Consider the following 11235-nt stretch of genomic DNA (forward strand, 5'->3'; position numbering starts at 1 on the left):
ACTCTGTAAATCGCAACATTAATATATTGTCCTCATTATTGTGTGTCTATGAAGAGGAGAATGGTTATTCTGCTGTCCCTGCTTGTTCTGGGGGCACTGATTCTCGGCTGCGCTCAAGAGGAGAAGGCCAAGGCAACACCAACTCCTGTCAAGGAAGAAACAAAGAAGGAAACTGTCGAGGAGAAGACCCCAACGCCCAAACCTGAGAAGACCGCAACACCGAAGCCAACCCCAGAGAAGACGCCAACACCTGTCCCGACAAAGACTCCGAGCAAGGTCTCAGCTTCACCTGTTGTCGAGTGTACGGTCTGTCACACCAAGTCTACGGATTACAAGCCTCACATAAATGGTGGTCAGTACTGTGCAAACTGCCACGGCAGCAACCCGCACACGATCCATGTCGGGCCCGGAACTATCAACCTTGACTGCAGCATCTGTCACGGACCGCCCGACAACATCCAGATACCCGAGCCAATAGAGGAGGGCAGAAGCGTCTGTGAGAACTGCCACGCGTATCCGGATGCAACAAAGCCGAGCTACGGAAACCTCGTGAACATACACCTGCCGAGAGGAAAGTACTGTACGGTCTGCCACGGAACTGACATCTCTGGCCTCCACAAGGCTGCGGATTCATTCGTCGAGTAACGGAGAGTATGAACCCAAAAACCCTTTTATTTTTTGCGATATCACTGATTGTCATCATTTCAATGTGCGCTCAAGCGCCAGAAAAGGCTCCTGAAAAAACTCCGACGCCGGAAAAAACCGCGATCCCCGAGCAAACTCCCACACCCCCGGCGACTCCAGAAGGTAACGTGGAAACCACGTCTCCGGAAAACGGAGCATACGTGGAAAGTGACGGCGGTCCCGTTTGTCAGAACTGCCACCTGAACGAAAAGAGACAGTACGTCCCCCAGGCCGACAGAATTCCCGGGCATGTTGATGGGGTGAAGTACTGTCAGTACTGTCACGCGGAGGGAAATGATGTCGTCAAGGAGATAGCTGACCTGCACCACTCGAAGTACTCGGACTGTCTGAAGTGTCACACGGACTACGACATTGAAAAAATGGATTGCGGATCCTGCCACGGGTATCCGGATCCATTCTCTCCGAGCAGCGGAAACCTTCTGACCATACACCTGAAGAGAGGCGTGGGCTGTCAGGACTGCCACGGTTACGACTTCCTGAAAATCCACCAGGATAAGGTCATTTTCCCCGACAGGTTCAGAGTGCCTGTCGGGTGATTCTTTTTATTCAGAACACCATTGGAGTGTATCCTCCCGCTATGAGGTCTGATATTGTTTTTCCAACGTACTCAAGCCTCACATTCTTTTCAATTCTCTCCGCGTAGCCCTTCATCTCAGCAACCCTACATCATCCCGGTCAGGGCCTTCTCCTTGTCGTTTTTACCGCTCGATACTATCACCAGAACCTTCGGCTTCATGCCTGGCTGTATTGTCTCCATCACCAATATGCTTTTCCCCTCTGTAGTGAGTGTTGAAGAACTTCCAGATCCTCTCGGCCGTCTTTTTTCCAACCTTGGGAACCCTCATAAGCTCCTCAACACCCGCGTTGGCTATTGCCCTCACGGTTCCGAAGTGTTCGAGCAGGTTCCTGGCTATTACGGGACCAACATCCGGAATTGCGGAGACGACGTACTCGAGCTCCTCGCGCACGTCACGTTTGGTTTTGTCCGCGTGTAGCAGCACACCCCTCCCCTTTATCTCCTGTTCCCTTCTCGCTATGGACAATAGGAAATCCGCCGTTTCATCCTCGTTTCTGGTGAAGATGACAGGGACACCGAAGTCGACAGCTATGGTTGCGATCGCCCCTCTTATCGAGGCCGGGTTCACCCTCCTCCTGCCGTAAATGTTTTCCCCCTCTATTATCACAACGGGCCTCTGGTAGCTCTTCTTCAGGTTCATCACCTGGGAGAAAAGCCTCTCCTTTCCCACGAGGCTGTCGAGGAAGTCGTCGACGGTCTTCCTTTCCACTCCCACCCTCTCGCTGAGAACGTAGTCGGCGACGTCTAAGTTCCTGACCTCCACCGCAACCCCCCTTTCCCTCAGCCTTCTCACCACGCCGCTCCTCATTTCTCTCGAGTCCGCGTATATCGTTATCCGCGGAACGTCTTCCTCAACGCTCATGAATCTGGACAGGGTGTAATCGCTCCTACTCGCTTTCATCTCGTCTCTGAGCCTGTACAGCATGTCGTACATCATCTTCTCCTTTCTCACGCTCGCCCAGTAGTACGCCTCGTCCCTCGTTCCCTTGGTTATGAGAACGGCTATTCTGCCCTCTCTTCCTCTCCCCGTCCTGCCCTTTCTCTGGATCGCTCTTATCTCGGACGGAACTGCCTCGTAAAACACGACGAGGTCTGTGGCCGGAATGTCGAGCCCCTCTTCACCGACGCTCGTCGAGACGAGAATCCTGATGTCTCCTTTTCTGAACGCGTTGAGAACTTCTATCTGTTCCTTCTGAGTCATCCCCCTCTCGTCTTCCCTCGCCGCCTGTCCGATGAACTTCTCAACGCTGAAACCGCGCTTTCTCAGCAAGTCGACGAGCTTGTCGGTTGTGTCCCTGTAATTTGCAAAAACTATAACCCTCGAATCTGGATTTGCTTTGAACTGGCTGTTCAGTATCTCGATTAGCTTTTTCATCTTGGGATGTTCTACGTTCACCTTGAGTGCCCGGATCATGCTCTCTCTGAAAACTGGGTCCTCGAAGAGCGATTTTGAGGCTTTGCTCCCCCTCCCCTTTGCCTCTTTGAACAGCCTCTTCAGGTACCTCTTGAGAGCCTCAACTCCCTGTGTCTCGATGAGTTCGACCGCATGCTGAATCTTCATCACCTCTGCGAGGACCGACAGTGCCTCGAAGTACACCTGCTCACCCGTTTCACCTGCCTGGCTCTGGAGAGCTTCCTGAAGTGCCAGCAGCTCCTTTTTCGTCGCGTTTGAGATGTCTACGTCGAGGCCGAGCCTCTTGAATTTCCTGTACCTCAGCTCCAGCGCCCTCTCAAATCCCTTTCTGACTGATTGAAGCTCGTCGGGCATCTCCACTCTGATCCACTCGATTTCCTTCTGTGATACGTAGGGACTGACGTCTGGGTCGTACTCGGTCTTTATCTCGAGATTCCTGATGAACAGGTTGTTTATCACCTCTCTGACTCTTTCTGCGTCACTACCGGGTGATGCGGTTATTCCGAGGATGAGCGGATTTCTCGACCTCTGCACGTACTCCCTTGCTATGAACACGTACGAGTAGTTACCCACGGCTCTGTGGGCCTCGTCAAATATCGCCAGGACGAAGTCTCCGAGGTCGAGTCTGCCGGTGAGAATGTCGTTCTCCACCACCTGCGGAGTAGAAACCACCACCCTCGCTTTGGCGTACATTTCCGGCCTCTTTTCCGGTGGGTTCTCTCCGCTTACCGATACTATCTCGTCTTCACCAACTCTCAGAGTTCTCCTAAGAAACTCGGCGTGCTGCTCGACCAGTGGCTTGGTTGGAGCGAGGAACAGGACCTTTCCGTCGTGGTTTAGCAGCCTGGATGCTATTACTAAAAGTGCCACGACCGTTTTCCCGAGCCCCGTGGGCAGCACTATGAGCGTGTTCTCCATCAGAGCCGAGGCCGCGAGGGACAGCTGGTAACCCCTTCTCTCGATCGCTCTCTGTTTGATCAGCGGGTGGGAGATGTACTCCATCAGAAAAAGAAGTGGGTTATGGTATTTAAAGAGATGGGGTGACTCTTCCTGCGGACCTGCTGCGGGAACCGTATTTCCTTGCAATCAGGGCCAGTGCGGCAGTCAGGTAGCCGAGCTGGATGAACAACCTCAGCCACTCCATGCTTGCAGAGTAGCCGAACATCACGGCGAGAATGCCACCCACAACGCCCTTGTGGTGCAGTGGGCTGCTGCTATCAATGCCGAGGCTGTAAGCCTTCTCGAACAGCCAGGACTCGTACCCTCTCTCCTCGGCGAACTCGACGAGCTCGTGGGTGCCGTACCCCGCTAAGCCGGAGGCTATGAACGCAAGCAGAACTCCAGTAACCAGGAAGAACTTTCTCACGTCCATGCTGTACTCGAGTCTGAATATCGCGTAGCTCAGTACCAGTGCAATTCCAAGTCCAAGCGCGAACCCAGTAACTGTTCCCGCTGAATCCATCGACATGTATGGCGTGAGGAAGAGCACGGTCTCAAAGACCTCTCTCACAACGAATATGAATGCGACGCCGGCTATGCCCCACGATACCTTCGATTTCGCCTTCCACTCGATTTCCGCTCTGACGTTCTTCCCGGCCATCCAGACGATCATGTATGTCAGCACGGCAACTGCCAGGTAGGCTGCAACTCCCTCAAACAGCGCCCTTTGCTCTTCGTCGAGTCCTCCGAATGCTGATGCCACGACTGCTGAGGCCAGAGCGCCAAGGACGACAGCCAGTGCAGCACCCACGTATGCATACCTGATTTCGGCAGTTCTTGAGTTTTTCCTGAGGTAGGCCACTAGTATTGCCATGAGCAGGGCCGCCTCGAAACCTTCTCTCAGCGTGATCACCATCTGCGCCATCATCTTAAACACCGTTAATTTTTAGGTATCCCTAATTATTTAAATTTTTCGGCTGACCTAAAACAGAGAATAAAAAAATCAAACGTCCATCTCTATCCCGTAGACCCGTTCGACATTGTCCTTGCACACTCTGAAAACGAAGTCCTCGTCAAATCCCATCTTGAGAAGCTCCTTTATTTTTCTCGGCACGGTTTTTGGCCCAAGCACGCTTCCGGGTCTGTCTCTGTCGTCTATGTAGTCCGTCTCGACCAGGAATCTGCTACCCTGCTGTGCCGCTCTGAGCACGTTGTCTCCCATGGCGATGACTGAGGGATACATGCCGAGCTCCTCAAACTCGTCAACCCTCGCAGGAGAAAAGTGCTTGACAACCCTCTCCCTTTTCAGACCAGCCCTGTCAGCGAGTTTCGCTATCTCCTCCATGCCCTCCCTCGTGTAGCTCTCAGTGTGAATCTGAACTGCGCAGTCCACTTCTCTACCCACCTCAAAGGCGTACTGCAGAACCTCGTTGCTCGTTCTCCAAACGTACTCGCTCACCTCGTAGTGCGGCCTCCCGGACTTTATGGCAACTGCTTTGTTCTCCCTCACGTACTCTCCCGCTATTTCGAGGGCCTCCTTCATGATCTCCGCCGCCCTGTCGACACCCCACCTCTTTGCGAGCACCGTAATCTCGGCCGGGTGGACTGACAGCACCGCGTATGCCCTGACTATCTCGTTCGCCTTTCTGACGAGTTCGATGTGCTGGTCGAAAATGGCCCTGAAGTCTTCGCCGCTTTTTGGTAGCACGCCGTAATGGTGGCTGAGAAGCGAAACGAGGAAGACATGAGTGCCACCAGCGTTTTTAAACTGCTTCAGTGCCTTCAACCTGAGGTGGTTGTAGAGGTGCATGTGATTGTCCGTGATCATCATGCTTTACTGGTGTCGCGGTGAGTTTTAAAAACTTCAGCCCCGAGTCTCTCTTTCAGGGCGTCAACACAGCGCTGTATGTGGCTGAACCTTGTTCCGCTCTCTTCACTCATCGAAACGATTAGTCTGAAAACACCTAAGGCACTCTCAAGCCTGTCGATTACTGCAACCTCATCTGCAAACCTGGGGTGCCTTCCCAGCCTGCCTCCCGCAAGCACCCTGAACCTGACGTTCCCGGATATCGCGCCATTAGGACATGCCCTCACACAGTCACCGCAGCCTATGCACCCCTCACCGAATTCAGGGTGGTCGGTGAACCTCACCGCACCCTCCCTGCAGGCCTCAAGGCACCTGCCACACGAAGCGCATGCCTCGGGATTCAGTTCTGGGGTGATGAATGCCACGATTCCGAAGTCCCTTATCTGGGGCGAGGCGCAGGAGTTAGGGCATGCGGAAAACCCCGCCTTGATTTTCTCGTGGCTCTTCCTGCCACTCCATCTGCTTTTTCGAACGATCTCTCTCACGTCCTCCTCTATGGACCTGACGTCGTACAGGGCGTTTCTGCACTGCCTGCAGAACACTATTTCGAAGCCCGATTCCATATACCGGATTACCTTTCTGCAGGGTAATAACTGTGCTCCCTAAGTTCTTCGGCTAAATTATCCTCTTCCTCTCGTTCCCAGGTTTTAGGGAGTAAACCTCTTCCGGCTCTATAACAAGCGCTCCCACAGGGCTTCTCTTTCCGCCAGTCTTCTCCTCAACGAACCTCTTTATCTCCTCGAAATACTCTCCGTCGTAGTCCATCCACGCCCTTCCCTTCACCATGTACCCGAAGAAACCCTCCTCTCCTCTCTCAGCAAAACCTATCGCTGCCTTTCCGGTTCTCTCCACGTTCCTTGACGTCTTTTTTATGAAGTTATACGCCACCACGATCTTTCCATCCATCACCCTGACGAAGCAAACGGGAGCGAGGTGCGGCACTCCATCCCACGTCGAGATCCAGAAGAGCCTGGATGAGCAGTCTCCCTCAAACATCCCGAGGATGTCCTCAAGCCTCATGAACATCAGCCTGCAGAAAAATTATAAAAATTTTCAGATGACGCTCTCGGCCTTGCAGAGCAGGCATCTGTTGGGCTGAATCTCGGCCGTGGCGCATCCCTTGCAGAGGTTCACCGGAGCGAAGGCTCTCTCCGGATTCGCTGCTATCGCGTTCACCATTACCGTTATGCTCGGCGGCTCCGGGGCGAGAAGGCAGGGCATGTCTACGAACTTCATCAGAGAGGCAAATCTGGTGGACGTCACGCAGAATGGAAACGCGTACATCTCTCCCGAGTTCAAAAGTTTGGAATCTGAAAGCGGTGAAAAGTCGATCTCGTAGTCTCTGATTCTCCATCCAGCTCTTCCGATCTTCTCACCCCTCGCAGCGAAGTCGAGAAAGTCGTTCACGTGCAGCTCGTTAACCATGTACCTCTCAAACTGCCTGGCCATTATCGAGTGGTAAAAGCGCTCTGTGAAAAGGCGGGTGAGCATGTTCGCCGTGAACCCCTCGTCGCTTAGCAGCCTGTAGATGTATGCCGCGGAAATCCCCGTGAAGTACGTTGAAAGGTCGAGAACGCTCCTGATGTGCCCACCCTCGATGACCTTCCAGATGTTCTCCTCAAGGAGCGAGTAGTGGACCCTGAGGATCTCCATGTTCATCTCGTCCCTGCAGATGCTGTAGTACTGCCATCCTATGTGGTGGCCCACATCGCCGACATGGGTTGGCAGAACCACGATGTTTGCGGGGTGAACCCCTTCTTCAAAAGCCCGGTCTATGAAGGATGTAAATTTGGACGTGTACATCTCGTAGTACCTCTCGGGGCTGAAGGACGAGAACCCAAAGCTCTTCATAATCTCGATCTGAAACCTAACCGGGTCGAGCAGCATTCCCTTCATCGCCCTCTTTTCGGCCTCCAGAGCTCTGACCATGTCCCCCGTCTCCCTGATGACCTGCAGAAACGTGTCCCCAAAGACGTAAGACGTCAGAAGCCCCCAGGATTTGGAGGCGAGTATCGTTTTAGCGTCGTCCCTGTCTATCCCGGCCCACTCGACGATTTTCGCGAGAACGCTGAGAGTAGATCCTGGAATCGCGGCGAAGTCCTTTGCAGATGTCACGCCATAGAACCCGTTCGCGAGCCTCATGGCCTCGAGTGAGATTATTTCATCGCTCTCGTCTATTGTCCTGGCAAGAACCTCGACACTTTCCCTGAAAGAGCTGTCCAGCTCCATTAGGCGTTTGAACGCCACCGGTGTCTGCATCCATTCCAGAAACGCGCTCTCGAACGGCTGGATGGTGTCGGTGAGCGAAGTCAGGGTTTCGAAATGCGCTATGAGCGAGCTCCTGTAGAGCTGAAACGCAGAGTCACTCTGACCATCAAGTGCCCTCATATCCCTCACTGCGTTGACGAACCCCTCAGCGTGTTCAAATCTGAACCCCTCAAACCTGTGTTTCTCTATCGCCTGGACTGCCTCCTTCTGCAGCCTGAGGGCGTTGCCTGCCACTTCCTCAATCATACCCACCACCCAGGAGTTCGTGAATCTTCATGCTCAGGCCTTCCTTTATCTCCTCTACTATGTAAGCACTCTGAAATGCTATTTCAGCCCTTTCTACTGGTCCGTAAAGCAGAAAGTCGCTGAAGATCTGGGCAGCACTGTCAACGCTGCTCACAAGGACCTTGGTGTCGAGCTCCTCCTTAAGGTAGTCGGCCATGTAGTAACTGACGTTTGCGGGCCCGCAGCCTGCCGGATAAGGATATGTGGACTTCACGAGGAGCAGAGTCTCGATGACCTCTCCGAGGCTCTTTATATCCGTTGGAACAACGTCGATCAGCATGTTCTCGATTCCGAGTTTTTTTGACCTCGAGATCAACCCCTCCCTCCGTCCGTCTCCGGAGAGGAGGAGGATTCTCCTGCTTGGGGACGTGTAGGACGGATCATAGTCGAAGATGACCGCGCTCCTGACCTTAGCCTCCCTTATAAGCTCGATCTCGTCCTTGGTGTTGATCGGGTTGATGGAGTTGTAAATGATCCTGTCCACAAGGCCGACTTCCATCGCGTACCTCAGCCCTGCAGTCCTTGCCTCCACGTATCCGTCGAGGATAAACGGTTTCTCAGTCACGTCTGCCACGAATTCAAGATACCTGACGATCGCCTCTCCAGTTTCCGCAACAACGTCAAGTATACCGTCTATTCCGTAGTGGTCTGAAAGCTCATCCTGCCTGTTTATCAGCTCCTCAGCCTTATCCCTGTCGAAAACACCCCTGCTGTGGTCTTCCACTATTTTGTGTCTCGAGTAGAATATGCTGCCAATGAGGACAGTCCTGCTGAAATCGAGTCCGAGCATGGAGAAAGCGGAAAATTAAAATTATTAATACGTTTCGTTTTTTCCATGGAGATAGAGGGCGTGGCGATTGATATAGACGGCACGATCACCGACAGAAAGAGAAGTCTCAACTGCAACGCGGTTCAGGCGTTGAGAAAACTCAGGGTGCCTGTTGTTCTTGCGACGGGAAACATGTCCTGCTTTGCGAGAACAGCTGCGAAGCTCATCGGTGTGTCGGACATTGTCATATGTGAAAACGGAGGGGTTGTGAGGTTCGAGTACGACGGCGAGGACACGGTTCTCGGAGATAAGGAAAAGTGCTACAGGGCCCTTGAAGTTCTGAAAGCCAGGTATGACGTTGAGCTGCTTGACGATGACTTCAGAAAATCCGAGATATGTCTCAGGCGAACATTTCCGAGGGATGATGCCGCAAGGCTCATTGAGGGAATGGGCGTACGGCTGCTCGATTCGGGCTTCGCCTACCACATAGTTGACGAGAGCGTGAGCAAGGGCAAAGCGCTGAGGTACGTGGCAGATCGCATGGGTGTTGACGTGAAGCGGTTCGTGGCAATAGGCGACTCCCACAACGATGTGGACATGCTCGAGGTCGCCGGCGTAGGTGTTGCGGTTGCCAACGCAGACGTGGTGTTAAAGAGGGTCGCGGACATCGTCACGTCGAGGCCCAATGGAGACGGGGTGGTGGAGGCCCTGGAGTTTCTCGGGCTTATTTAACAGCGACCGAAAATGTATTTTTCACGATGACCTTAGCTGTGCAGGCCGATGATGAGGTTTGAACATTCTGAAGGGTGATGAGCCTCCACGGCTCTGAGGCCCTACTAGTCTCTCTTGAAAAAGAATTTCCACACCCTGTCGTTCAGGTGGTGTATGTTCTCCACGACCTTCCCCCTCTCACCGATCATGTCATCTCCGCTTGTAAGCGCAATACCGATCGCGAGCGGGGTCAGCTTTTTCTCTACGACGACATAGCAGAAGTCTCCCTCCCTGATTTCAGGGTCTGCCTCGACTATTCCTGGCCTCATCACGTCTGCCCCGTTCATCACGAACTTCACCGCACCCTCGTCCACGATAACCTGTCCCCCTTCGGGCCGGTGCTTCATTATGCCGTAGACTGTGAAGTAGTACCTGCCGTCATGCTCGAGGAGGACCGGCTCTCCGTCAAGCAGCAGGACCGTACTTCCTGCCACGTCCACCCTTTCCAGTTCTCCCTCCAGCCTAACTCCTGTGGTCTCCTCGATCTCTTTCAGTATCCTCTTTGTCTCCTTTTTCCTGAGCTTCTGCCTTTTCATAGCACCATCCGATATTTTTTTATACACACGAACCAATGGGGAATAAAAAGTTCACGGAGGATTAAAAATGGCAAGGCCTCTTGATGTGCTGAACAAGTCGCTGAACACGTCTGTGCTCGTAAGGCTGAAGGGTGGAAGGGAGTTCAGGGGAATACTCGACGGTTACGACATACACATGAACCTCGTGCTGATAAACGCCGAGGAAATTCAGGATGGGGAAGTGGTTAAGAAGCTCGGCAGCGTGGTTATTAGGGGAGATACCGTCGTTTTCGTTTCTCCATCGCAGTGAGGTGGTGCAATGTCTGACGGAACGGCTGCAATGGGTAAGAGGGGCAGGAAAATAGTTCACATAAAGTGCAGGAGATGTGGTAGGGTTTCCTTCCACAGGAGGAAGGGCTACTGCGCCGCATGCGGCTTTGGAAGGAGCAAGAGGATGAGGAGCTACAGCTGGGTCAGGAAGAAGAAGGACAGATACTGAGATGTGTGGTGTCGTCGGGGTTTACTGCAGGGATGAAAACCTGACCTCAAGACTTGCGTTCTTTTCTCTCTATTCTCTCCAGCACCGGGGTCAGGAGTCTGCTGGCATTGCAGTTTTTGGCGACTACATACACATACACAAGGGAATGGGTCTGGTCAGCGAGGTCTTCGAAGAGAAAAAGCTGAATGAAATGAATGGCAGCATCGCTGTGGGACACGTGAGGTACTCCACCACCGGTGAGAGCAAGATTGAAAACGCCCAGCCTCTGCTCGTAAAAACAAAGAGCGGGGCACTGGCAATAGCCCACAACGGAAATCTCGTTAACTACCTTTCTCTGAGAGAAGAGCTCGAGAACGAGGGAGCGGTGTTCATTACAGACTCGGATACCGAAGTCATAGCCAAGCTGCTGTCCAAAGAACTCCTCAACGGAGACATCGTTTCCGCACTTAAGTCAGTTTCCCGGAAGCTAAACGGGAGTTATACCCTCGTCATGGCTCTTAACGACACGCTGATCGGATACAGAGACCCCCTCGGTTTCAAACCGCTGATTGTCGGGGAGGGTGACTTCGGTTACGTGATAGCGAGTGAGAGCTGTGCCATCGATGCCATCGGCGCGAGAGTGCTGA

Annotated in this window: 14 protein-coding genes; 6 read left to right on the forward strand and 8 right to left on the reverse strand. The window is 53.2% G+C overall.

All coding sequences use genetic code 11. The features are described from left to right. Positions 1–48 precede the first annotated feature (48 nt). Both ACXJJC_RS05020 and ACXJJC_RS05025 read left to right on the forward strand, forming a co-directional pair. The gene (locus tag ACXJJC_RS05020) at positions 49–645 is read left to right on the forward strand and encodes a hypothetical protein (RefSeq protein WP_456369825.1); all 597 of its coding nucleotides are present in this window, start codon (positions 49–51) and stop codon (positions 643–645) included. Positions 646–812: 167 nt separating this feature from the next. Continuing rightward, the gene (locus tag ACXJJC_RS05025; RefSeq protein WP_456369827.1) at positions 813–1241 is read left to right on the forward strand and encodes a hypothetical protein; all 429 of its coding nucleotides are present in this window, start codon (positions 813–815) and stop codon (positions 1239–1241) included. Positions 1242–1403: 162 nt separating this feature from the next. On the opposite strand, the gene ACXJJC_RS05030 is transcribed toward ACXJJC_RS05025, so the two are convergent. From ACXJJC_RS05030 to ACXJJC_RS05060, 7 genes are all read right to left on the reverse strand, one after another. After that, positions 1404–3698 carry a DEAD/DEAH box helicase gene (locus ACXJJC_RS05030; RefSeq protein ID WP_456369828.1) on the reverse strand — a complete coding sequence of 765 codons (2295 nt, stop codon included), beginning with the start codon at positions 3696–3698 and terminating at the stop codon, positions 1404–1406. A gap of 25 nt (positions 3699–3723) precedes the next feature. Next, on the reverse strand, positions 3724–4563 hold the full coding sequence (locus ACXJJC_RS05035) for an FTR1 family protein (protein WP_456369849.1): 840 nt from the start codon (positions 4561–4563) through the stop codon (positions 3724–3726). Between the two features lie 75 nt (positions 4564–4638). Next, positions 4639–5466 (reverse strand): TatD family hydrolase, encoded by an 828-nt coding sequence (locus ACXJJC_RS05040; RefSeq protein WP_456369830.1) that lies wholly within the window; start codon positions 5464–5466, stop codon positions 4639–4641. Then, positions 5463–6065 (reverse strand): 4Fe-4S dicluster domain-containing protein, encoded by a 603-nt coding sequence (locus ACXJJC_RS05045; protein ID WP_456369831.1) that lies wholly within the window; start codon positions 6063–6065, stop codon positions 5463–5465. The genes ACXJJC_RS05040 and ACXJJC_RS05045 overlap by 4 nt, the downstream gene beginning before the upstream one ends. 52 nt (positions 6066–6117) lie before the next feature. Then, positions 6118–6522 carry a pyridoxamine 5'-phosphate oxidase family protein gene (locus tag ACXJJC_RS05050; protein WP_456369833.1) on the reverse strand — a complete coding sequence of 135 codons (405 nt, stop codon included), beginning with the start codon at positions 6520–6522 and terminating at the stop codon, positions 6118–6120. A 33-nt stretch (positions 6523–6555) separates the two neighbouring features. Continuing rightward, entirely contained in the window at positions 6556–8016 is a 1461-nt protein-coding gene (locus ACXJJC_RS05055) for a DUF2193 family protein (protein WP_456369835.1), read from the reverse strand. Beyond that, positions 8009–8845, reverse strand: coding sequence for a tetrahydromethanopterin S-methyltransferase subunit H family protein (locus tag ACXJJC_RS05060; RefSeq protein WP_456369837.1), 837 nt, complete (start codon positions 8843–8845; stop codon positions 8009–8011). The genes ACXJJC_RS05055 and ACXJJC_RS05060 overlap by 8 nt, the downstream gene beginning before the upstream one ends. A gap of 45 nt (positions 8846–8890) precedes the next feature. Here ACXJJC_RS05060 and ACXJJC_RS05065 point away from each other — a divergent pair, with 45 nt between their 5' ends. Then, entirely contained in the window at positions 8891–9556 is a 666-nt protein-coding gene (locus ACXJJC_RS05065) for a phosphoglycolate phosphatase (protein ID WP_456369839.1), read from the forward strand. Between the two features lie 104 nt (positions 9557–9660). Here ACXJJC_RS05065 and ACXJJC_RS05070 read toward each other — a convergent pair whose 3' ends face one another. Further along, on the reverse strand, positions 9661–10131 hold the full coding sequence (locus ACXJJC_RS05070) for a DUF1947 domain-containing protein (protein WP_456369841.1): 471 nt from the start codon (positions 10129–10131) through the stop codon (positions 9661–9663). Between the two features lie 67 nt (positions 10132–10198). On the opposite strand from ACXJJC_RS05070, the gene ACXJJC_RS05075 reads away from it, so the two are divergent. The 3 genes from ACXJJC_RS05075 to ACXJJC_RS05085 form a co-directional block, all read left to right on the forward strand. Further along, positions 10199–10420 carry an LSm family protein gene (locus ACXJJC_RS05075; protein WP_456369843.1) on the forward strand — a complete coding sequence of 74 codons (222 nt, stop codon included), beginning with the start codon at positions 10199–10201 and terminating at the stop codon, positions 10418–10420. 9 nt (positions 10421–10429) lie between these two features. Next, positions 10430–10609, forward strand: a complete 180-nt coding sequence (locus ACXJJC_RS05080) for a 50S ribosomal protein L37e (RefSeq protein WP_456369845.1) — start codon at positions 10430–10432, stop codon at positions 10607–10609. A 1-nt stretch (position 10610) separates the two neighbouring features. After that, positions 10611–11235, forward strand: a 625-nt coding sequence (locus ACXJJC_RS05085) for an amidophosphoribosyltransferase (protein ID WP_456369847.1), incomplete at its 3' end; no start/stop codon positions are given.

This window comes from Geoglobus sp. (assembly GCF_054018175.1).

Bases quoted from the DNA above. Each gene is read 5' to 3' on its own strand.
- ACXJJC_RS05060 (WP_456369837.1), bottom strand. From the start codon at position 8,845: ATGCTCGGACTCGATTTCAGCAGGACTGTCCTCATTGGCAGCATATTC.
- ACXJJC_RS05070 (WP_456369841.1), bottom strand. From the start codon at position 10,131: ATGAAAAGGCAGAAGCTCAGGAAAAAGGAGACAAAGAGGATACTGAAA.
- ACXJJC_RS05045 (WP_456369831.1), bottom strand. From the start codon at position 6,065: ATGGAATCGGGCTTCGAAATAGTGTTCTGCAGGCAGTGCAGAAACGCC.
- ACXJJC_RS05040 (WP_456369830.1), bottom strand. From the start codon at position 5,466: ATGATGATCACGGACAATCACATGCACCTCTACAACCACCTCAGGTTG.
- ACXJJC_RS05035 (WP_456369849.1), bottom strand. From the start codon at position 4,563: ATGATGGCGCAGATGGTGATCACGCTGAGAGAAGGTTTCGAGGCGGCC.
- ACXJJC_RS05055 (WP_456369835.1), bottom strand. From the start codon at position 8,016: ATGATTGAGGAAGTGGCAGGCAACGCCCTCAGGCTGCAGAAGGAGGCA.
- ACXJJC_RS05050 (WP_456369833.1), bottom strand. From the start codon at position 6,522: ATGAGGCTTGAGGACATCCTCGGGATGTTTGAGGGAGACTGCTCATCC.
- ACXJJC_RS05030 (WP_456369828.1), bottom strand. From the start codon at position 3,698: ATGGAGTACATCTCCCACCCGCTGATCAAACAGAGAGCGATCGAGAGA.
- ACXJJC_RS05080 (WP_456369845.1), top strand. From the start codon at position 10,430: ATGTCTGACGGAACGGCTGCAATGGGTAAGAGGGGCAGGAAAATAGTT.
- ACXJJC_RS05020 (WP_456369825.1), top strand. From the start codon at position 49: ATGAAGAGGAGAATGGTTATTCTGCTGTCCCTGCTTGTTCTGGGGGCA.
- ACXJJC_RS05065 (WP_456369839.1), top strand. From the start codon at position 8,891: ATGGAGATAGAGGGCGTGGCGATTGATATAGACGGCACGATCACCGAC.
- ACXJJC_RS05075 (WP_456369843.1), top strand. From the start codon at position 10,199: ATGGCAAGGCCTCTTGATGTGCTGAACAAGTCGCTGAACACGTCTGTG.